The organism is Capnocytophaga sp. oral taxon 864, from assembly GCF_002998835.1.
Lineage (GTDB): Bacteria > Bacteroidota > Bacteroidia > Flavobacteriales > Flavobacteriaceae > Capnocytophaga > Capnocytophaga ochracea.
In genome coordinates, this window is record NZ_CP027232.1 from 2,051,632 (window position 1) to 2,072,344 (window position 20,713).

A 20,713-nucleotide genomic window follows, 5' to 3' on the forward strand; every position below is an offset into this window, starting at 1 on the left:
TTGTCAATTAGCTAATTAGTTAGATTTCTTCAGCGTCTTCTAAGTTTTCTATTAAGATAGGGGTTTCTTCTTTAAAATGAAAAGAAACTCCATAAGGCTCGCAAAAGCTGAAACCACCTCCGGCAAAATGCAATATCCATTCTTTGTTGTCATAGAATAGGAACTGCGGACTTTCAAAAGGAACTTCTTGCAAGGGAACACTTAACAATCGTTTTTCTTCTTCTGAAAGATGAAAGCCTTCTGAGCATATCAGCAGTTGTTCTTGAAAATAAGAAAGTGCTTTAGCAACCAACCTATCTGCACTGATAAGGATCTGTTCAATAAAAGCAATAGTATCTGCTGTGATGGTTTCACTTTTGCTAAACACAGAAAAAGGTAGCTGTAAAGTTTCTTTATAGAAATCACTTTTCCACTGATATGAAGCCTCCCAAAAATACTCGTCTCCCACTTTTTGTGAGAAAGCAAGAGTGCCAAACTTGGTGGTATAATTAGATGTGTTCATTGCTTTAACCAATTAATTTCTTCTTTACTAAGGAGAAAATATTTATATACAAAGTTTTCGCAGGCTTCTTGTTCGCTATCAAAAGACTGTTCATCACAGAAGCAACGAGTATCGGCAAGGCATACCGCCCATTGGTTTTCTCGTTGCAGAAGACAAGTGTTATCCACAGCTACATTTCCTTGCTCAAAAGTATTTGTTTTAAAATAGCACTGAGCAGGGTTATAGTTCAAGGCTTCTAAAGCTTGTAACAACTCTTTGAATGTGGGAATAGGGAGTTGTTCTTTTATCTGGGCTAAAAGTTGTTGCCTTTTCATCCTTTCTTGTTTGTTTTTCTTGGAAAACCAAATGAGTATAAACGCCCAAGCCAAAACAGCTATTAATAGAGGGGCAAGTATATTGTAATTCACAAGAGCAAAATTATATTTTTAAATTTTAAACATTTTGTTAATTGTTCTATGTTTATAAGGTTTTAAGTTTGTAGCAGTTTTATACTTTCTTTCATTTTCTATCAATCATAGATGTACAAATCTAAATCAATAGAACTGTTTAGTTTGCTTAGCAAATTGATAGTATTGTTTTCAAAAACTATTGCTGGAGCAGGTTCTTTATTTGTTTCAACTTTGAAACGCATTATAGATTTTAAATTGTTTTTCTGTATAAATGAAGATATCTCCTCAATTCTTGGGGTTATAATTTTTTTAAGAGGCTTTAAACTATCTTCTACATAAAGAGATATAATATCTTTAAATGAATATTCCCAAAATGTTTCTGTACTTATCCTAAATTTTAGTTTATCACCTTTGTAAGCAAATTCGGTAGGGGATATATTTATGATTTTAGAAAACTCATCTATATCAAACATATCGCCATAAACAATAAAAGTTAATTTACTTTGTGTCATTCTATTCGTAAAAGTTTTTAAGTTTGTTTTTTTCAAATTCAGCGATAGTGTTATCGATGATTTCTTTGAGCTGATAAGAGGCATGCCCATCGGCATCTCTAAAAAGCCCCCAACTTGGTGGCTTTTTGTAAGCTCTTGATAATAAAATAAATACCATTGTCTTATATATTTAATATTACTCAATGAAAAACCAGTAGCTTCAGGGAAGGCTTCTCTCAAATCTAAACTCAGTTGGTTGATAAAGCACTACCCCAAGCCTTCTCGGTTTACATTTTTACGATATCGCTACCCAAGCTCCAATAGAACTCTAAAAGGATAGTATTCACCTTTATGGCTGTTTTGATTTGCGATTGCTGGAATTGTTGTTTGATTTCTATTAGCCATTGGTGGTATTCTTTATCGGGGAGGTTTTGTGCTCCAAAAGTAAAAGTGGGTACTTCTTTCATTGTAGTTGTTTTATTGTTTTCTTGCTTTTATGAATGTTGTAATTCCTAATACAAAAAATAATACCCAAGAAAGTACCACAAAGATACATTTCATAAGAGAAAAATAGGGCGCTAAGGTCTCTATCCATAAGTTTTCAGGATAGTGTGTGAGCATTGTAATGGTACTGAAATTTTCGAAATAATCAAAAATACCTCCTATTAACGGGAAATATGATAAGAAAAGGAGCTTTCTTCGGTTGAGTTTTTCTAAAAAGAAACGTATCAGTTGATAGTAGGTAATAGCAAACAGACCGGGATATATCATATCCACAGGAATTTGTCGGTATAAATAGAAATGGCGACCTTCTTCACCTAAACGCCTAAATAGCTCTTGAATGTAAGTAGCATCATAAAACGGAGGCACATCTAAAATATCCATTCCTCCAGCCATTGCTTTAAGAGCTGGTACGGTTACCAACATCAAATAGGCATATACTGAAGTAGTAATGATAAAAAGTATCCAAAGTTTTTTCTTTTTCATTTCTAATTAATTTTTGTTGTTTTTCTAAATTATCACGGATATTCCCAATCCTAAGAAAGATTACGGAGTTTACACCCCTAACGCTTCTCTTTCCTTCTTTGGTACTTTGGCAAGTACTTGGTCGTAAGAGTGCTGTACCATTTCTTTGATAAGGGCTTCAGGCAGACTCTCTAAAAGCACGGTATTCCAATGTTTTTTATTCAGGTGATAGCCTGCTACAATCTTATCGGGGTACTGCTCGCGGAGCTCTACCGCACGCTCAGGTTCGCATTTGAGGCTAACACTCATAGGCACGCGGTTTAGGTTCATCAGTGTAAAGATACGATTCGCCATTCGGAAGACCAAAAAGTCCTCCCCGAAAGGCATATCCTCCGTAGCGTGAGGCAAAGTTAAGCAAAAATCTCTAAAGGTTTCTATGTTCATTTTGTTTAAGTAAGAGATAAGAGGTAAGAGGGGGCCCTTTCCTTATTATCAATTGAATATAAGACTACATTTCCGACACTCTCTTGCGGTAGCCTCTTGGTGAGTACACTTACACTTAACCTTCTCTTATCCTTCGCTCATTGTTCGCTTAAGCTATATGTATCTTACTACCTCATTAAACTGTAATCTCCACCATATTGCCATCAGGGTCAAGAATAACGCTTTCGTAATACCCATCACCTGTAGTACGAGGAAGACTAAAACACACATAGCCTTCATTTACGATTTTCTGAGTAAGTGCATCAACAGCTTCCTTGCTTCCTACACTGAAGGCAAAGTGTATGAGTCCTTCACTCGTCACCTTGTCCAAAGGTTCACTGAGGTTGGGTTTCCACATTATTTCCAAACGAGTGCCACTATCAAAACTTAGAAAGTAGGTGCGTAATCCTGTTTTAGGATTATGGTACAACTCGTTTGATTTTGCCCCGAAGAAAGTCTCATAAAAGGCTTTAGATACTTCCAAATCTTTTACATATAAAGCAATATGGTCTATTTTCATAAAAACAATTTACTTATTGATGGCTCAATTTTCTGATGAGTTAATCGGTTAATTTTTCTCTTCAACTAATACCGACATACCTGGTCTTAAATCCTTTACTTTTTGAGTGGGGTAGGCTTTGATAGCGAAAGTTTTCTTGTCGAAGTCGCCTTTGCTTTTGGTAGCTGTCCAAGTGGCGAAATCGGCTTGTACGGCTATGTGTTTTACTTCCAATTCTATCACTTGATTGGCAAGCGCCGGCACGATGCCTTTGAATTTAGTACCTATCTTGAAATCTGCCATTTTATCTTCGCGTATGTTGAATATCACCCACTCGTCTTGGGTATCGATAAGGTTCATCACAGGGTAACCCGCATTCACGATTTCGCCTTCGTTGGGGATAATGGTTTGTATCTCGGCATCGGAAGGGGCGAACACTTTAGCACCGTCTTTATAGGCATTTACCTCAGTAATGACCCCTTGCGCTTGGGCTACAAGCGCTTGGGCAGCGGTCTTATCCTCTACACGAGCTCCGTTTTTCGCCATTTCGTATTGTGATTTAGCTGCTTCGGCTTGTTTTTGAAGGGCAACCATTTGAGTGTAAGCCTCGTCTTTCTTTTGGGCAGGCAATACCTTTTCGTTATAGAGGTTGCTCACGCGCTGATAGGTTTTTTCAGCGAGCTGGGCAGCTGCTTGGGCTTGTTGCCATACATTGTAAGCCCCTTGAATCTGTTCGCTACGAGCTCCTCTTTGTGCTTTGTCGGATTGAGCTTGTGCTGCCAAACGTGCCGCTTCGGCTTGAGAGAGTTTGGCATCGAGTTCAGTGCTTTCGAGTTCTAAAAGAAGGTCGCCTTTGTGCACTTGGTCGCCTTCCTGCTTGTAGATAGCTTTCACCCTACCAGGTACTTTGGGGGCAACGTTGATTTGTTTGGCTTCTACCTGACCTTGCAAATACACAGGTTCGCGGTTAGTAAAAAAGTAGATAGAAAGAATAAGAACTACTGCAAATACAGTGATTGTTACAATAAGACCGGTGATGTTTTTCTTTTTCATTGTTTATTTAGTTTAGCCCCCGTTCCCCCGAAGGGGGACAATCCATAAATAGGATAAAAACAAGGGTGTTATTATGGTTATTATTTTTGTAATGTGTTAATTCTGCTTGTGGCTTTCTTTTAGGAATGAGCTACAAGCTCGCGCCAGCGTATGATAAGAGGTAAGAGCATTTGTGTCGCTCTACCTTACTTGTTCGCTGAATTTATCGCTCATTCCGCAGGTTTCGAGGAGCTGGGCGAGGGTTTTGTCCATTTCAAAAAGGGCTTGGTAGCGTTTGATTTTAATAGAAGCCAAATAAAGGTTGGCATCGGCTACATCGGTGGAGGTGGAGAGACCTTCGGCAAAAGCTTTGTCGCGGGCACGTATGAGCTCTTCGGCAAAACGCAAACTCTCTTCTAAGCTGAGGTATTGTTCGCGTTGCTTTTCAATCTCGGTGTACTGTTTTTTCACTAAGGTTTGTACATCTTTTTCGGCTTGTGCAGTGATGAGCTCCACACTCTCACGCATTGCTTTGGCTTGGGCTATCTTGTTTTTGTCCTGCAAACCGTTGAAGAGATTCCACTGTAACCCTACACCCACTACCCAGTTATCGGGTTCGGTTAAAGGCAGATTTTCGCTCCACAAGTACTTTTTACCTACTACGGCTACATCGGGCAAATAAGCAGCTTGTTGCGCTTTTACGCTTTGGGTAGCCATTTGAGCTTTCAGTTTGGCTTGTACAATCATAGGGTAGTGCTCTTTGGCTTGCTGTTGGTAGTATTCAAGCGATTGGAGAGGTGCCACCTCAAAAAGTTCGGAGGTGAGGGCAGTGAGCGGTTGCTCGGTAGTGCCCATTACGCCATAGAGAGCCGTTTGCGCTAATTGTATGTCCTTTTCAGCAGCCATCACCTCACGCTCGGCATCGGTAACGGCTTTTTTAGCTTGCATTGTTTCTACGGAAGCTATCATTCCGTTTTTTTCGAGCTTTTGGGCATTTTCATAGTGATGTTGCGCTGTTTCAAACGACTGTTTTCTCACTTCCAACGCTTTTTGAGCTAACTGTACTTGAAAATAACGTTCCGCCAACTCACTGATGAGAGCATTTTCGGTTTTTTTACTCTCTACGGTGGCTATTTCGGTGTTGAGCGCACTCACACGATTGCCTACGCGCACCTTTCCACCAGCAAAAAGCACCCATTTGGCATCGGCGCTTACTTTCCAAATGTCTTGTTTTTGGAACTCATAGCGCCAGTCTTGGGCAAAAAGTGGTTGTATTCTGCCAAGTAGGGGGGTGAGTAGCGGACGCATAGGGGCAGGCACCTGGGTTGCGAATCCCTGTAAGCCACTTTGTAAGGGCGCCTTATACTCGTTAAAGTCCAACGAAAGCGGGTCGGAGAGGTGCATATAGCTCGCGTTAAGGCTCAGTTGGGGCAGATAGAGCCCACGGAATGACTTGCGGTTATAATCGGCTGCTTCGGTTTGTTTTTCGATGCCTTTGAGTTTTTGGTTGCCTGAACGCATCTGGCTAAGTGCATCATCAAACGATAGTGATTGCGCTCGTAATGAAGCTGTTATCCCTATAACGAAGAGGCATAGTAAAGTATATTTTTTCATAAAAGAAAACTTTTTATTTCTACGGGGCAAAATTACGGCGATTTTTCCAGATGAACGACTCGTTTGTTTGCAAAGTTTTTAAGATAGATTAAAAAATAAAGCCTCTTAATTTATTTCTTCTCTATTTGACAGCCGTATGACTTTGTTTTATCAAAGGTTAAAATATATCGTTTTCCTTGGTAGGTGAATCTTACCCCTATTTGAGCTGTATTTTCAAAGGTTTCAGTGCGGGGTAAATCGGAAAGAGCTGTATCGCCTACTTGGATAATATGCATAAACAAGTCTTCTTTAGAAGCTGTTTGTGGGCTCACTTCTATACGCCAATGTCCCAATTGTGGGTGATTGGCGGGTGGGAGGTTCATATTATACCCGTAATCTTGTGGAGTGAGTTTGGGTAGAGGCCAGTTGCGTCCGTCAGACCAGAAATCCTTTCCACTTCCTCCTATTTTAGTAAGTGTAGCGTTGGCAGGGAATAAAGTACGGCAAATCATCTTGCCTCCGTCGGAAGTTTCCGAGAACTCTCTGCTACCTTTCATCACAGGTTCGTTGATGGTGTGTATCAGCCACGTTTTGGGATAATTTTTGTCGGTAGATGTTACCCTATCGAACACTACAAAAAGGTCGGGGTAGAAATATATAAATTCACGCACGACTAAGGAGGCTTTTTGGCTGTTGTAGCTTTTGGTAGCATCGGAGGCGAGATATACATAATCGTCAGTGATACGCTTCTCTTTCAGCACAGAGCCTAATATGTTGTTTTGTCCGCCATCGTTGGGGATAGGTTCGAACTTGTTTTCGGTAGAAGCCCCTCCGCCCCAGTATTCGGGCATTTTTTCATTGGGCATTCTGATAGTTACGCAGTTATGGGCTACCGTACGGGCGTAGTAATGCGACAAATGCCAGCCAGGTTCGGGGCGTGTGCCTGTATCTAACGCACGGTAACCTTTTTTGTAGATAGTGAAATGATTGTTATCGAAGTGCTTGTGGTAAGAGGTTTTCCCTCCGCTCACAAAAAGAGCATAAGTGTCGTTTTCGCCTGTTCCTGAACGCATAATGACTTCTCCCGTACCCTCGAAATACACGGTACCTTTACCTGAAGGTGTCGCTCCCTGAGTTCCTTGAGGATATTTTTGTAAGAACGGCATAAAGAGTAGTCGTTCTGTATAGTGTTTCTTATCGAATAAGCCTAACAGGCGTTGTATATTGGTAGAACTTCCATAAAGAGAGGCTATCTCTCTCAGGTGATAATTGATGTCTCTTTCGGGGAGCAAGCAATCGTAGTGATAACTGTCGCCAAAGCCAAACTCGCGATTGTTTGGTAAGCGATTCCAATCGATATAGTCCAAATATTTGAATACGTAGTTGAGCCTTTGAGAGAGGTCTACGCCTGTGGCTGCGCGATGACTGCGAATGAAATTGAAATCGGCGATAGGATAAGCACCTAACGAATAGCCTACACACCCTGTGACAGCCCCTCCGCTCATACCGATAATATCACGACGATATTCTGCCATTTTCATATTTAGGGCAAATCCTTTTTGAAACATATCTTCACAGCGTGCGTTATCAATACCGTCGTTGTGAAAAGTGATACCTATATACCACGGTAGGGCGTCTGTGCCATAAAACCCTGTATTGTATCCCCCTGTATTCTCCCGATTGCGCTCTGGGCGTAATCCCTTTCCGTGCCAAGCAATATCCATCATTACCTGATAAAGAGGTTTGCCTATTTGCTCGCGTTCTTTGGGAGTTAAGTAGTTGTAAATCCAATCATAAGCACATAATGCATTGATTTGAGGAAACACATACCAATCAGCATTCAAGTTGTGACTTACCCGAAGGCGGTAATATTCAGTGATTTTTTGTAAGAATTTTTTGGTATAGTCGAGATATTTTGCTTCACCCGTTATCAAATATAATATGGCGACTTGCGATACTTTGGAGATTTTCAAGCCGTTATCAGTACCATTCACCGCGGTAGGATTTTCAAAAGAGATAGGTTCATTTAAGAGCTTATCCACATCTCTTTTAGTTTCGGTATACGTATCCAGAGCCGAGTTTTGGGCAACGTTTTTGATATTCGGAATATCTTCTTTAGTAATAAAAAGGCGTGGGTGTTCGGTGCGAACAACGCCTATTATTTCTTGCTCATCAGGGTCTGTATCTTTACGACACGATAGCATCGCTATTATCAGAGTCCATAGCATCATAAATACTGCTTTTTTCATAAGTAAAGAATGTTTTAGTTTATTTAATTGTTCTTGTTGCTTTGCTATATTTAAGGTGAGTTCGACGTAAGAAAAGTGTAGCTTACGCTACAGAAATCTTACAAATATTTACAAATCAAACAAATGGGCAACAAGTTGCCTTTAGACACATATTCTGCTATGCCAGCTCGCAGACTACACACAGATTACACGAGTTTGACTCGGATATTGTTTATAAATGGAATGTGATTTGTTTCAACGATGCAAAGTTACGATGAAAAAATGAGATAAGCAACTGTAGTACGGAAGGGGAAATTAGCAAATTAGAAAATGAGAGAATTAGCAAATGGGGAGGGTTGAGGAGTTCGGAAGAAAACGGAATTTTCCAAAAGTAGGTTAAGGGGTGTTTTGGTGAAAAAAGGGTGTAAGGAGGGTGGGGTTAGCTTATAGAGAGCTTATAGGAAGCTTATACGAATCTTGGACGATTGGTATAGAAAGGGTATATAAGTAATTGACTTATAACACGATATAACAGTACTAAAAATGTTAAAATCGGGGTTTCGAGGCGAAGGAAAGAGAAAGTAATAAAGCTCTCACCTGCCCTCTATTTGAGAAAAGAGATATAGAGAGGTAAAGGTTGGGACGGAAAAATATAAAAGTACGAAAAACTTTTTTTTAAATCAATATTGACTGGTGTTTATTATTTTTATATCTTTGTACCTTATTAAGGTCATATTTTGTATTTTTTAAAGGCTTGAGATATGAAAGCAAGAAATATTATAATCTTTATCTTAATTTGCATTGCGTTGTTTTTCTATGTAAATTTCTTTTATGCTATAGAAGTTCCTTATTTTAGCTATGAGGCGATGTCGAAAACATTTTCTGTGCTGATCTTCTCTTTTGTTGGGATGTTTGTCTACTTTTGGTTTCAAAAAAAAGATTCTGAACATTCTTGAGAGTCCTCTTCCGCTATGCTCTCAAAAAAGATTGATAATAAAAGTTATATTGACGTCGGTTAGACATAAAGTAGCAGGGGAGGTGAGAGGCTAATCATCGGAAATCAAGGCTACGAATTACGAAATGGCTTTTTAAGACTTTGCTTGCAGATTAGAATTTGGGTAAAGTTTGAGACACTATCAAAATAAGAGGCACAAAGGAAGAAAAAATTGCACTTGATGGTGGAATAGGCAAGGCGGATAGCTGAAAAATTTTTTTATTGTTATTTGCTATTTAATTTGTACATTTGCACCTTAATTATTGAACTGAGATATTTAAGCATATGAATTTAACACCAGCAATCAGAAAACAATACACTGCTGAACAAAAAACGGCTTTGGAAGCTCAGCGCTTGGCTCAAGAGATTGCTTTTGCGCCTGTGGTGTTCCAAATATCACATCTAATGGTAAAACTCGGCGTGTTCGAGGCTTTGTGCAATGCCCCTGAAGGATTGACAATGCAGGAGGTGGCGACTAAAACACAGCTGAGTGACTATGCTGTAAAAATACTTTTGGAGTCGTCGCTTTCCATAGGTACGGTACTCTTGAAAGAGGGCGACCGCTTTGCGATATCGAAAGCAGGCTGGTTTTTGCTTCGCGACAAGAGCACCCGTGTGAATATGGAATTCATTCAAGAGGTGTGCTACGAAGGGTTGTTTTACCTTGAAGAAGCCCTTAAAGAAGGAAAACCTGCGGGACTTAAAGTGTTTGGGTCTTGGCCTACGATTTATGAGGGGCTCTCACAATTGCCCAAAAAGGCGCAAGAAAAGTGGTTTGCTTTTGACCATTACTATTCTGATTACTCTTTTGAAGATGCTTTAAATATCATTTTTAAACGCCCTGTAAAGACGCTCTTAGACGTGGGAGGTAATACGGGACGCTTTGCGTTAAAGACCGTGAGCTTTAACCCCGATGTGCAGGTAACCATTATGGACTTACCTCAGCAACTGGGTTTGATGAAAAACAATATCGCAGGCAAAGAAGGGGCTGAGCGTATTGGAGGCTATCCGGCTAATCTGTTGGACGCCTCTGTGCCTTTCCCGAAAGGTTTTGACGTGATATGGATGAGTCAGTTTTTGGATTGCTTCTCAGAAGATGAAGTAACGAGTATTCTCAGTAGGGCAGCTGCTGCGATGGACGCTCATACCGAGTTGTATATTCTGGAAGCCTATTGGGACAGACAACAACACGAAACGGGGGCGTATTGCCTTACCCAAATCAGTGTGTATTTTACGGCAATGGCGAACGGCAATAGCAAGATGTACTATTCGGGTGATATGATAAAATGCGTAGAACGCGCTGGACTAAAGGTAGTGGATATCTATGACAACTTAGGCAGTGGCAATAGCCATACGCTGTTTAAGGTAGTGATTAATGGTTAATGGTTAGTGGTTAATGATTAATGGTGGTTGTGCGACAGGCAGGTGGAAGCTACACGGGTGATTTTTGAGAGAAAATAGATGTATAAGAATATTATAAAACCGGTATTAGACTTTCTTACAGCACTGATTGCCTTTATTGTGCTGAGTCCTATTTTTGTAGTGGTGACAGTGGGATTGTGGTTTGCTAATAACGGAAAACCGTTTTTCTATCAGTTACGACCTGGGAAAGGAGAACGCATTTTTAGGATTATCAAGTTCAAAACAATGAACGACCGTTGTGATGCTAACGGACAGCTTTTGCCTGATGCTGATCGACTCACGAAAATAGGGGCTTTTGTACGGAAGACGTCGCTTGATGAAATTCCGCAGTTGCTGAATGTGCTGAAAGGGGATATGTCGGTTATAGGTCCGAGACCGTTATTGCCTCAGTATTTACCTTTGTATAACGAGACTCAGAAGCGTAGGCACGAGGTAAAACCAGGTATCACTGGTTGGGCGCAAGTGAATGGGCGCAATGCTATCAGCTGGGAAAAGAAATTTGAGTTGGACGTGTGGTATGTAGACCACCAATCATTCGTATTAGACCTTAAAATACTGCTTCTCACGGTAAAGAAAGTGTTTATACGCGAAGGGATATCACAAGAAGGACAAGCTACAATGGAGGAGTTTAGAGGAGGTTGTAACACGACAAGCAGTTTGTAGCGCGACAAGTATTTTTTATAAATGAAAGGAGAAAATAACAAACCCAATATTATACTGATAGGAGGAGGAGGTCATTGTCTTTCCGTAATTGATGTTGTTGAACAAGAAGATAAATACAATATCAAAGGAATTTTAGATGACACAAAGGAAGGAGATGTTTTAGGTTATCCTATTTTAGGCAATAGAGATTTAGTGAAGGAATTATCTACTGAAGGAGTATTTTTCTTAATAACAGTAGGTCAAATAAAATCATCTTCTGTAAGAGAAGATATTGCCTTGTTATTAGGGTCTTGTAAAGCAAGATTAGCCACAGTGGTATCTCCTTTAGCCTATGTTTCAAAATATGCTACTATAGGCGAGGGAACAGTTATAATGCATAATGCTATCATCAATGCCAAGGCAAAAGTAGGTAAACATTGTATTATCAACACAAAAGCAAATATCGAACACAATGTACAAATTGGTGATTTTTGTCACATTTCTACTTGTGCTACAGTAAATGGAGATACTGTAGTAGGTAAAGGGACTTTTATAGGTAGTAATGCAACCATTTCAAATGGCATAACAATTGCTGAGCAAAGTATTATAAATGCCGGAGATTTTATAAAAAAATAATAGTATGAAAGAAAAAATATGGCTTTCTTCCCCACATATGGGAGGAAATGAACTAAAATATATTCATCAAGCCTTTGAGGAGAATTGGGTAGCCCCCTTAGGTCCTAATGTAAATGGCTTTGAAGAGGATTTACAGCACTTTTTAGGCAATGGAGTGAAAGTATCGGCGCTTTCGGCGGGTACGGCAGCCTTGCACCTAGCTCTTATAGAGTGTGGGGTGCAAGCAGGCGATGAGGTGCTCTGTCAATCGATGACTTTTTCAGCTTCTGCTAACCCTATCGTATACCAAGGAGCTACGCCCGTGTTTGTAGACTCGGAAGAGAGCACCTGGAATATCTCTCCCGTTTTCTTAGAAGAAGCTATTAAAGACCGCATTAAGAAAGGCAAGAAGCCTAAAGCGGTAATCGCTGTATCGCTCTACGGAATGCCTTTCAAAATAGAGGAGGTGCTCACTCTATGTAAAAAGTATGATATCCCATTGGTGGAAGATGCCGCCGAAGCCTTAGGAAGTACTTACAAAGGAAAACCTTGTGGTACTTTTGGTAGATTTGGAGTACTGTCGTTCAACGGCAATAAGATTATCACTACCTCAGGAGGAGGAGCTTTGGTATGTCACACTCAAGAAGAGAAAGATAAAGCTGTATTTTTGAGCACCCAAGCGCGCGACAACGCTCCTCACTACCAGCATTCGCACATAGGGTATAACTACCGTATGAGCAATATTACGGCAGGCATAGGTCGTGGACAAATGGAGGTATTGCCACAGCGCATTGAAGCCCGCCGAAAGATGCACGCTTTTTATGCCGATTTGTTCAAAGGGATTGAAGGGATAAAATTACTTACAGAGCCCAATGAAGATTACTTTTGTAATTATTGGCTTTCGGCTATTACCATTGATAAAACTAAAACAGGATTTGATAGAGAAGACTTGCGATTAGCCTTTTTGGAAGAAAATATTGAAACGCGCCCTTTGTGGAAACCTATGCACTTGCAACCTGTGTTTACCTCAGCTCCTTACTATGGTAAAAAGACCTGTGAGCACTTATTTAACAATGGTTTATGTTTGCCCTCAGGTTCTAATCTTACTGATGCAGACCGAGATAGAATAAAAGGCGTTTTTAAGAAATTATAAAGTGTCTCTATAAAATTAAAAAGAATTTTGTACCTTTGTGCAAATTTTTCCATTTATATTTAAAACAATGCCTCAAGCACATACATATAGTGATAGCACTTTGGTAAACTTAGCTACTGCCCGTTACACCCCACGTTGGATAGTGGTGTGTATGGAAGTGTTTTTGCTATTTATAGCTCTATTCTTTTCCTTTTTTGTAGTAGAACGCTTGGGGGTATATATTCCCGACAGTATTCCTCTTTACAAACGCTATTTATTAGTTATCGGGGTGAACATCTTTTTTATGTTCATCTTCCGTACTTATTCAGGGATTATACGGTATTCTACTTTTAGAGATTTGTTTCGCATTCTGCTTTCAAGTGGGTGCACGGTAATAGCAATGTTTATTGCTAACAAGATAAGTCTGCACGTTATAGGTGAAAAAGTGTTGTTGAACCCTATTCTACTGATATATTTTACAGTGTCGTTCATCATACTATTTGTATTTAGGTTATCGGTAAAAGAGTTTTTCTATTTGGTAAAAGAAATTAATAGGCGTACTTCTAAGAGGCGTATTCTTATCTTGGGGATAGATGATGAAGCAGTTGCTTTTGCCAATGGGATTATAGGCAATGCTGCCATTCCTTATTCGGTAGTAGGTTTTCTTACAGGGCGTACGAATCCTAAACAGGCTACTCTATTAGGTAGACCTATTATCTCAAAAGATAAATTTATAGATACTCCTTGTGAAGAATTAGAGGCTGATGGGGTGCTCATAAACAAGAACCATCTTTCGAAAGAAGAGATGACTTTTTGGGTGAATGTGTGTTTAGACAAAGGTTTGCAAATACTCAAAACCCCCGCACTGCAAAAATTACGTCCAGAAAAAGAAGGATTTAACCTTCATAAAATACAAATAGAAGACCTATTAGGGCGTAGACAGATAGTATTAGATAACGAAGAAGTACGCGAAAAACACTACCACAAAAATATATTGGTGACAGGAGGAGCGGGGTCTATTGGCAGTGAGTTGATACGACAGATAGCTACCTTCACCCCCGCCTTAGTAGTTGTGCTCGACCAAGCAGAAACGCCTCTATACGACATAGAGTTAGAACTTAAAGAGAGTTTCCCGAATATCGCTTTTGAGTTTGTTTTAGCCGATATTACTAATTATGAACGTTTAGAAAGTGTGTTTAAAGCACATAAGTTTTCAGTAGTGTATCACGCGGCTGCCTATAAGCACGTACCGATGATAGAAGAGAATCCGCACGAGGCTGCTTTAGTAAACATACAAGGGACTAAAAATGTAGCACTTTTGGCTAACAAATATGAAATACCTCACTTTGTGATGATATCCACTGATAAAGCTGTAAACCCCACCAATGTAATGGGTGCTTCAAAGAGGGTGGCAGAGCTTTTTGTACAAGCCTTACAAAACAAAGAAGGCAATAAAACAGCTTTTATCACTACTCGTTTTGGCAATGTGTTGGGCTCTAATGGGTCGGTAATCCCCCATTTTAGGAAACAGATAGAAAAAGGAGGTCCTGTAACCATCACCCACCCTGATATAGTGCGTTACTTTATGACTATACCCGAAGCGTGTGAGTTGGTACTTCAAGCAGGAACTATGGGCAAAGGAGGCGAGATATTTGTTTTTGATATGGGTGAACCCGTGAAGATACTCAACCTTGCTACTCGTATGATTAAACTATCAGGCTATGAACCAAACGTAGATATCAAGCTCGTGTACACAGGCTTGCGCCCTGGTGAGAAACTCTATGAAGAACTATTAAGTGACAGTACTAAAACAATGCCTACGCACCACAAGAAAATAATGATTAGCAAAGACCCTTCAATGTCGTTTACTGAGATAGAGGCGCTCACTACTCAAATGTATGAGGTAGCTACGCAAGGGGATAAGACAGAAGTAGTGCGTTTATTAAAACAAATAGTAAAGGAGTTTAAAAGTAATAACTCCGAATATGAAACCTTAGATAAGAAAATAGAATGAGAATAGCAGTCATAGGCACTGGGTATGTGGGGTTAGTATCAGGGACTTGTTTCGCTGAGATGGGCAATAAAGTAACCTGCGTAGATGTAAACTCTGAGAAAATAGAGAAGCTCAAACAAGGTGTGATTCCTATTTACGAGCCAGGATTGGAAGAAATGGTACAGAGCAATTTAGCTAAAACACTATTTTTCACTACTGACCTTGCGGAGGCAATCAAAGGTGCTGAGATAGCTTTTATAGCTGTAGGCACGCCTATGGGTGATGATGGGTCGGCAGACTTGCAATATGTGCTTTCGGTAGCCCAACAGATAGGTGAGATAATGCAAGGAGAGTTAATAGTAGTAGACAAATCGACTGTGCCTGTAGGCACTGCCGACAAGGTACGCACTACTGTGCAAGTTGCTTTGGATAAACGCGGAGTGAATTACAAATTTCACGTGGTGTCCAACCCCGAGTTTTTAAAAGAAGGCAAAGCTATTCAGGATTTTATGAAGCCCGATCGCGTAGTAATAGGGGCTGATAGCGAGGAGGCTTTTACTAAGATGAAAGCCCTTTACTCATCCTTTTTCTTACAAAACGAACGCTTTATCACGATGGACATTCGTTCGGCAGAGATGACTAAATACGCTGCGAATACTATGCTGGCTACTAAGATTTCGTTTATGAACGAGATTGCCAATATCTGTGAGCGTGTAGGGGCTGATGTAAATAAAGTGCGTATAGGGATAGGCTCTGATAGCAGGATAGGCTATAGTTTTATCTACCCTGGTTGTGGTTATGGGGGCTCTTGTTTCCCGAAAGACGTATTGGCACTAAAAAAATTAGCCGAAGAGGTAGATTACAAGGCAGAACTGATTGAATCAGTAGACAATGTGAACAACCGTCAGAAGATAGTGATTGCCCAGAAAGTAGTTGCCAAATATGGGGAAGACCTCAGCGGCAAAACCTTTGCTGTATGGGGGCTTTCGTTCAAACCTGAAACCGATGATATGCGCGAAGCTCCTGCAATTTACGTCATTAAAGAATTGGTGAAACGCGGAGCCAAAGTACAAGCCTACGACCCTAAAGCAGTTCACGAGGCAAAAGTATGTTACCTAAAAGATGTAGAGGTTACTTATTTAGAGAGCAAATACGAAGCCCTAAAAGGAGCTGACGCCTTACTTTTGCTTACCGAATGGAAAGAATTCCGTGTCCCCGATTTCGACGAGATAGCTAAAATGCTAAAAGAAAAAGTAATCTTTGATGGCAGGAATCAGTATAATGCCTTTGAGTTACCAAACAAGGGTTGGGAGTACGTACAGATAGGAGTATAAATAAACTCACTTTAAAAATAAACACAAAGAAATTATTTAATGCTAAATATAGAACATTTTATATCGAAATATGTTACCAAGCGCCCTGAGAGTATGTTTCAGGCAGATTTGTACACTCATCAATCAGCATTAACTAAGGCTATTGAAGGCAAAAGTGTATTGGTAATAGGAGGAGCAGGTTCTATTGGAAGCTCGTATATCAAAGCCTTACTACCTTTTAAACCTAAAACTTTGGTAGTAGTAGATATTAGTGAAAACGGACTTACCGAACTCACTCGCGAATTGCGCAGTACTTCCGCCTTTACAGTGCCTACCGACTATATAACCTACCCTATGAATTACGCCGATGATACTTTTGTAAAAATGTTCAAAGCACGTGGTGGGTTTGATATAGTAGCTAACTTTTCAGCTCACAAGCACGTACGAAGCGAAAAAGATAAATATTCAGTAGAAGCCTTACTCAAAAACAATGTAGTAAACGCTAAAAAATTCTTAGATTTATTGTGTGACTATCCCCCTGAACATTTCTTCTGTGTATCGACCGACAAGGCAGCGAACCCCGTGAACATAATGGGAGGTAGCAAGAAGATAATGGAGGATATGATAATGGCTTATGCTCATAAGTTTCCTGTAACTACAGCTCGCTTTGCCAATGTAGCTTTCTCCAATGGCTCATTGCCAGCTGGTTTTTTAGAGCGTATCGCTAAAAACCAACCGCTATCAGCCCCTTCAGATGTAACCCGTTATTTTGTATCACCCGAAGAAAGCGGACAAATTTGCTTAATGGCTTGTATATTAGGAAGTACAGGACAAATATACTTCCCTAAACTGAAGAAAGAACAAGTACTTACTTTCTCAGAAATAGCCTCCCAGCTATTAAAAGACTTAGGCTATACCCCTTTGGAATGCAAGAGTGAAGCTGAAGCTATTGCTAAGGCTGAAAGCCGAAAAGAAACCGATAAAAGGTATCCCGTTTATTTCTCAAAAAGCGATACCACAGGCGAAAAACCCTACGAGGAATTTTATACTGAAGGAGAACAAGTAGCGTTAGACAAATACACCTCTTTAGGAGTGATTAGTCTACAATCATTTAAAAAAATAACTGAAATAGAAAGTTTTATAGATAAGCTAACCCAACTATTTGATAATCCTGCTACCGAGAAAAAAGACATCACCCTACTGATGAAAACATTCTTAGTAAATTTCGACCACCAAGAAACAGGACGCTATTTAGATAGCAAAATGTAATTAGAAAATTAAGGCAATGAACATACCCGAAACCATATCCTTTATACGCGACCTTTACGGCGAAAAAAAGGCTTTTATTCCTCTACACGCCCCTACTTTTGCAGGGAACGAAAAAAATATTTAGAAGAGTGCATCGATACTACTTTCGTATCAAGTGTAGGAAAGTTTGTAGACCTCTTCGAACAAAAGGTAGCTGAATATACAGGGGCTAAATACGCTGTAGTATGTGTGAATGGCACCAATGCCCTCCACATAGCCCTAAAGCTCAGTGAGGTAGAAGCAGGTGATGAGGTAATCACTCAGCCGCTAACCTTTATAGCTACTACCAATGCCATTGTATATGCAGGGGCTGTACCTATATTTGTAGATGTCGATAAAGATACAATGGGACTCTCCCCTACCTCTTTAGAACACTTTTTAAAAGAAAACACCGAACTACGAGGGAACGAATGCTACCATAAACGAACAAACCGACGTATCAAAGCGTGTATGCCAATGCACACCTTTGGGCACGCCTGCCGTATAGAAGAAATTATAGCCATTTGCGAACGCTATCATATAGAAGTAGTAGAAGATGCTGCCGAGGCTATAGGTAGTTATTACAAAGGCAAGCATTTGGGCACATTCGCCAAAATAGGAGGTATCTCTTTCAACGGTAATAAAACTATTACTACAGGAGGTGGCGGTATGATACTCACCAATGATGAGACTATAGGCAAACACGCCAAACACCTCACCACCCAAGCCAAAGTACCTCACGCTTGGGAGTTCGTACACGATGAAATAGGTTATAACTACCGTATGCCCAATATCAATGCTGCTTTAGGTGTAGCGCAATTAGAACAGTTAGATGGCTTTTTAGCCAACAAACGCGCTACAGCCGAAGCCTATAAAGCCTATTTTGAAAAACAAGGCATTACCTTTTTTGTCGAACGTGAATACGAAAAATGCAACTATTGGCTCAATGCCATTATCTTAAACAACAAAGAAGAGCGCGACGCTTTCCTTACCGAAACAAATGCAAAGGGTGTAATGAGTCGCCCAATATGGCAACTGATGAACCGCCTACCAATGTTTAAAAACTGCCCTAAAGCAGATCTCAGCAACGCCGAATGGTTGGAAGCAAGAGTAGTAAATATACCTAGTGGAGTAAGAGGTAAGTAGAAGAAAAACTATGATAGAAAAAAATAAATACAATTCTAATAACCCTTTGAAAATAGGTTATTTTGCTGATGGAATATGGTCTCACAATGCTTTTAGAAAACTTATTGCTGATAAGGATATCAGCATACAATTTATATGTGTAAGATTTGATACTAAAGACAATACTCTATATCAATTCACAAAAGAGAATAATATTGACTATTTAAAACACTCAAATATCAATTCAAGAGAGTTTATAGACAACATTAGTAAGTATAATTGCGACCTATTTGTTTCAATGTCTTTTAATCAAATTTTTAAAAAGGAAATTATAAATCTTCCAAAGCTAAAAACCATTAATTGCCATGCAGGTAAATTACCTTTTTATAGAGGAAGAAATATACTGAACTGGGCATTGATAAATGACGAGAAAGAGTTTGGTATCACAGTGCACTTTATGGATGAGGGAATAGACACTGGGGATATTATTTTACAAAAAACATTTCCTATTAGTGATTCTGATGATTATAACACTTTATTAGAGGTAGCCCATACAAGTTGTGCAGAGGTTTTATATGAAGCTATTTTGTTATTCAAAAAAGAGAATGGAGTCCAATCTATAAAACAGACAACTATTCATCCTTTTGGGTTCTATTGCCCACAAAGAAAGGAAGGTGATGAAATATTGGATTGGAATCAAACAAGTAGAGAAGTTTTCAACTTTGTAAGGGCTATTACCTTCCCAGGACCCATCGCAAGGGCTTTTTTGAATGGTAAAGAAATGAAAATAAAACGTGTTTACGAAATAAAAGATGCTCCTATTTACAAAGCAACTATAGGAGTTATCTTAAATAAAGAAAAAGATAGTTTTATAGTAAAAACAAAAGATAGTTTTATTAAAGTTATAGATTTTGAATATGATGAAAAATTTAGAGTGGGAGACAGATTTGAAACAAAATAAAGTAATAGTCATAGCCGAAGCAGGCGTTAATCATAATGGCGATATCGCCAAAGCCAAAGCCCTTATTGATAAAGGAGCTGAAGCTGGTGTGGATTATGTCAAATTCCAAACCTTTAAAGCTGGTAACTTGGTAACCAAACAAGCAAAACGCGCGGCTTATCAAGATAAAAATACACAAGACAATGACTCTCAGTATGAAATGCTTAAAAAATTAGAGCTTTCGCAAGCTGTTCATCAAGAGTTAATTGACTATTGTGCCCAAAAAGGTGTACAATTTCTCTCTACAGGTTTTGATTTTGAATCATTAGAATTCTTAGCTGGGTTAGGAGTTACTATCGCTAAAGTTCCTTCAGGAGAGATTACTAATTTGCCCTATTTAAGAAAAGTAGCAACTCTTTTTACTGAAGTGATACTTTCTACAGGGATGGCTACTATAAGCGAAATAAAAGATGCCATAAAAGTGCTGACTGATAATGGTGTAAGCAAAGATAAAATTACTGTATTGCATTGTAATACGGAATACCCTACCCCTATGGAGGATGTAAACTTAAAGGCTATGCTCCATATCCAGCGAGAATTAGGAGTGTCCGTAGGTTATTCCGACCATACTTTGGGGATAGAAGTCCCCATTTCAGCAGTAGCCTTAGGGGCTACGGTTATTGAAAAACACTTTACCTTGGATAAAACCTTACCAGGTCCCGACCATAAAGCATCGCTCGAACCTGAGGAACTAAAAGCTATGGTAATGGCTATTCGTAATATAGAAAAAGCCATAGGAGGTTCAGGACTGAAAGAAGTTTCAAAATCTGAAGCTAAAAATAAAGCTATAGCTCGTAAAAGTATTGTAGCTGCAAAAAAAATAGTGAAAGGAGAGTCTTTTACTATTGAGAACTTAACAGTAAAACGCCCTGGAACGGGTATTTCTCCTATGCAATGGGATGATGTGATAGGTAAAACAGCTAAAAAAGACTTTGAAGAAGATGATTTGATTGAGCTATGAATTTAGTCGCTATCTTTAAGATATTGAAAAGAAATAAATTGCAAAT

At 39.5% G+C, this 20,713-nt stretch carries 19 protein-coding genes and 1 pseudogene; 10 read left to right on the forward strand and 10 right to left on the reverse strand.

Translation table 11 applies throughout. From position 1 onward, the window contains the following. Nucleotides 1-19: 19 nt before the first annotated feature. The 10 genes from C3V44_RS09155 to C3V44_RS09200 all read right to left on the reverse strand — a co-directional run bounded on the left by C3V44_RS09155 (nt 20) and on the right by C3V44_RS09200 (nt 8,204). Complete coding sequence (locus C3V44_RS09155; protein WP_106096248.1) at nt 20-502, reverse strand: hypothetical protein; 483 nt, start codon at nt 500-502, stop codon at nt 20-22. Next, nucleotides 499-909, reverse strand: a complete 411-nt coding sequence (locus C3V44_RS09160) for a hypothetical protein (RefSeq protein ID WP_106096249.1) — start codon at nt 907-909, stop codon at nt 499-501. Before C3V44_RS09160 ends, C3V44_RS09155 begins: the two co-directional genes overlap by 4 nt. A gap of 101 nt (nt 910-1,010) precedes the next feature. Further along, nucleotides 1,011-1,622, reverse strand: a complete 612-nt coding sequence (locus tag C3V44_RS12400) for a DUF4279 domain-containing protein (RefSeq protein ID WP_254425431.1) — start codon at nt 1,620-1,622, stop codon at nt 1,011-1,013. Between the two features lie 47 nt (nt 1,623-1,669). Next, nucleotides 1,670-1,849: a hypothetical protein gene (locus tag C3V44_RS12405; RefSeq protein ID WP_254425432.1), complete on the reverse strand. Its 180-nt coding sequence runs from the start codon at nt 1,847-1,849 to the stop codon at nt 1,670-1,672. A 10-nt stretch (nt 1,850-1,859) separates the two neighbouring features. Continuing rightward, the gene (locus C3V44_RS09175; RefSeq protein WP_106096250.1) at nt 1,860-2,369 is read right to left on the reverse strand and encodes a hypothetical protein; all 510 of its coding nucleotides are present in this window, start codon (nt 2,367-2,369) and stop codon (nt 1,860-1,862) included. 69 nt (nt 2,370-2,438) lie between these two features. Then, complete coding sequence (locus C3V44_RS09180) at nt 2,439-2,792, reverse strand: MmcQ/YjbR family DNA-binding protein (protein WP_106096251.1); 354 nt, start codon at nt 2,790-2,792, stop codon at nt 2,439-2,441. Nucleotides 2,793-2,967: 175 nt separating this feature from the next. Next, nucleotides 2,968-3,351 carry a VOC family protein gene (locus tag C3V44_RS09185; RefSeq protein WP_106096252.1) on the reverse strand — a complete coding sequence of 128 codons (384 nt, stop codon included), beginning with the start codon at nt 3,349-3,351 and terminating at the stop codon, nt 2,968-2,970. 48 nt (nt 3,352-3,399) lie between these two features. After that, complete coding sequence (locus C3V44_RS09190; RefSeq protein ID WP_106096253.1) at nt 3,400-4,383, reverse strand: HlyD family secretion protein; 984 nt, start codon at nt 4,381-4,383, stop codon at nt 3,400-3,402. A 180-nt stretch (nt 4,384-4,563) separates the two neighbouring features. Further along, the gene (locus tag C3V44_RS09195) at nt 4,564-5,976 is read right to left on the reverse strand and encodes a TolC family protein (protein WP_106096254.1); all 1,413 of its coding nucleotides are present in this window, start codon (nt 5,974-5,976) and stop codon (nt 4,564-4,566) included. Nucleotides 5,977-6,086: 110 nt separating this feature from the next. Continuing rightward, nucleotides 6,087-8,204, reverse strand: coding sequence for a heparinase II/III family protein (locus C3V44_RS09200; protein WP_106096255.1), 2,118 nt, complete (start codon nt 8,202-8,204; stop codon nt 6,087-6,089). Nucleotides 8,205-9,462: 1,258 nt separating this feature from the next. On the opposite strand from C3V44_RS09200, the gene C3V44_RS09215 reads away from it, so the two are divergent. The 10 genes and pseudogenes from C3V44_RS09215 (at nt 9,463) to neuB (ending at nt 20,667) form a co-directional block, all read left to right on the forward strand. Beyond that, complete coding sequence (locus C3V44_RS09215) at nt 9,463-10,560, forward strand: methyltransferase (RefSeq protein WP_106096257.1); 1,098 nt, start codon at nt 9,463-9,465, stop codon at nt 10,558-10,560. Between the two features lie 78 nt (nt 10,561-10,638). Next, the gene (locus tag C3V44_RS09220) at nt 10,639-11,262 is read left to right on the forward strand and encodes a sugar transferase (RefSeq protein WP_106096258.1); all 624 of its coding nucleotides are present in this window, start codon (nt 10,639-10,641) and stop codon (nt 11,260-11,262) included. A gap of 21 nt (nt 11,263-11,283) precedes the next feature. Beyond that, nucleotides 11,284-11,877 carry an acetyltransferase gene (locus tag C3V44_RS09225; RefSeq protein ID WP_106096259.1) on the forward strand — a complete coding sequence of 198 codons (594 nt, stop codon included), beginning with the start codon at nt 11,284-11,286 and terminating at the stop codon, nt 11,875-11,877. Between the two features lie 4 nt (nt 11,878-11,881). Next, nucleotides 11,882-13,009, forward strand: a complete 1,128-nt coding sequence (locus C3V44_RS09230; protein WP_106096260.1) for a DegT/DnrJ/EryC1/StrS aminotransferase family protein — start codon at nt 11,882-11,884, stop codon at nt 13,007-13,009. A gap of 67 nt (nt 13,010-13,076) precedes the next feature. Then, on the forward strand, nt 13,077-15,002 hold the full coding sequence (locus C3V44_RS09235; protein WP_106096261.1) for a nucleoside-diphosphate sugar epimerase/dehydratase: 1,926 nt from the start codon (nt 13,077-13,079) through the stop codon (nt 15,000-15,002). After that, nucleotides 14,999-16,315 carry a UDP-glucose/GDP-mannose dehydrogenase family protein gene (locus C3V44_RS09240; protein ID WP_106096262.1) on the forward strand — a complete coding sequence of 439 codons (1,317 nt, stop codon included), beginning with the start codon at nt 14,999-15,001 and terminating at the stop codon, nt 16,313-16,315. The genes C3V44_RS09235 and C3V44_RS09240 overlap by 4 nt, the downstream gene beginning before the upstream one ends. Before the next feature lie 39 nt (nt 16,316-16,354). Further along, on the forward strand, nt 16,355-17,563 hold the full coding sequence (locus C3V44_RS09245) for a UDP-N-acetylglucosamine 4,6-dehydratase (RefSeq protein ID WP_106096263.1): 1,209 nt from the start codon (nt 16,355-16,357) through the stop codon (nt 17,561-17,563). Between the two features lie 16 nt (nt 17,564-17,579). Continuing rightward, a pseudogene (locus C3V44_RS09250) lies at nt 17,580-18,727 on the forward strand (LegC family aminotransferase). Nucleotides 18,728-18,737: 10 nt separating this feature from the next. Continuing rightward, nucleotides 18,738-19,667 carry a methionyl-tRNA formyltransferase gene (locus tag C3V44_RS09255; RefSeq protein WP_106096264.1) on the forward strand — a complete coding sequence of 310 codons (930 nt, stop codon included), beginning with the start codon at nt 18,738-18,740 and terminating at the stop codon, nt 19,665-19,667. Continuing rightward, complete coding sequence (neuB, locus tag C3V44_RS09260) at nt 19,624-20,667, forward strand: N-acetylneuraminate synthase (protein ID WP_305763990.1); 1,044 nt, start codon at nt 19,624-19,626, stop codon at nt 20,665-20,667. The genes C3V44_RS09255 and neuB overlap by 44 nt, the downstream gene beginning before the upstream one ends. The last annotated feature ends 46 nt before the right edge of the window (nt 20,668-20,713 follow it).

Coding starts and splice junctions, on each gene's coding strand:
- C3V44_RS09185 (WP_106096252.1), bottom strand. CDS start 3,351: ATGAAAATAGACCATATTGCTTTATATGTAAAAGATTTGGAAGTATCT.
- C3V44_RS12405 (WP_254425432.1), bottom strand. CDS start 1,849: ATGAAAGAAGTACCCACTTTTACTTTTGGAGCACAAAACCTCCCCGAT.
- C3V44_RS09225 (WP_106096259.1), top strand. CDS start 11,284: ATGAAAGGAGAAAATAACAAACCCAATATTATACTGATAGGAGGAGGA.
- C3V44_RS09200 (WP_106096255.1), bottom strand. CDS start 8,204: ATGAAAAAAGCAGTATTTATGATGCTATGGACTCTGATAATAGCGATG.
- C3V44_RS09235 (WP_106096261.1), top strand. CDS start 13,077: ATGCCTCAAGCACATACATATAGTGATAGCACTTTGGTAAACTTAGCT.
- C3V44_RS09190 (WP_106096253.1), bottom strand. CDS start 4,383: ATGAAAAAGAAAAACATCACCGGTCTTATTGTAACAATCACTGTATTT.
- C3V44_RS09245 (WP_106096263.1), top strand. CDS start 16,355: ATGCTAAATATAGAACATTTTATATCGAAATATGTTACCAAGCGCCCT.
- C3V44_RS09230 (WP_106096260.1), top strand. CDS start 11,882: ATGAAAGAAAAAATATGGCTTTCTTCCCCACATATGGGAGGAAATGAA.
- C3V44_RS09155 (WP_106096248.1), bottom strand. CDS start 502: ATGAACACATCTAATTATACCACCAAGTTTGGCACTCTTGCTTTCTCA.
- C3V44_RS09195 (WP_106096254.1), bottom strand. CDS start 5,976: ATGAAAAAATATACTTTACTATGCCTCTTCGTTATAGGGATAACAGCT.
- C3V44_RS09180 (WP_106096251.1), bottom strand. CDS start 2,792: ATGAACATAGAAACCTTTAGAGATTTTTGCTTAACTTTGCCTCACGCT.
- C3V44_RS09220 (WP_106096258.1), top strand. CDS start 10,639: ATGTATAAGAATATTATAAAACCGGTATTAGACTTTCTTACAGCACTG.
- C3V44_RS09175 (WP_106096250.1), bottom strand. CDS start 2,369: ATGAAAAAGAAAAAACTTTGGATACTTTTTATCATTACTACTTCAGTA.
- C3V44_RS09240 (WP_106096262.1), top strand. CDS start 14,999: ATGAGAATAGCAGTCATAGGCACTGGGTATGTGGGGTTAGTATCAGGG.
- C3V44_RS09215 (WP_106096257.1), top strand. CDS start 9,463: ATGAATTTAACACCAGCAATCAGAAAACAATACACTGCTGAACAAAAA.
- neuB (WP_305763990.1), top strand. CDS start 19,624: ATGATGAAAAATTTAGAGTGGGAGACAGATTTGAAACAAAATAAAGTA.
- C3V44_RS09255 (WP_106096264.1), top strand. CDS start 18,738: ATGATAGAAAAAAATAAATACAATTCTAATAACCCTTTGAAAATAGGT.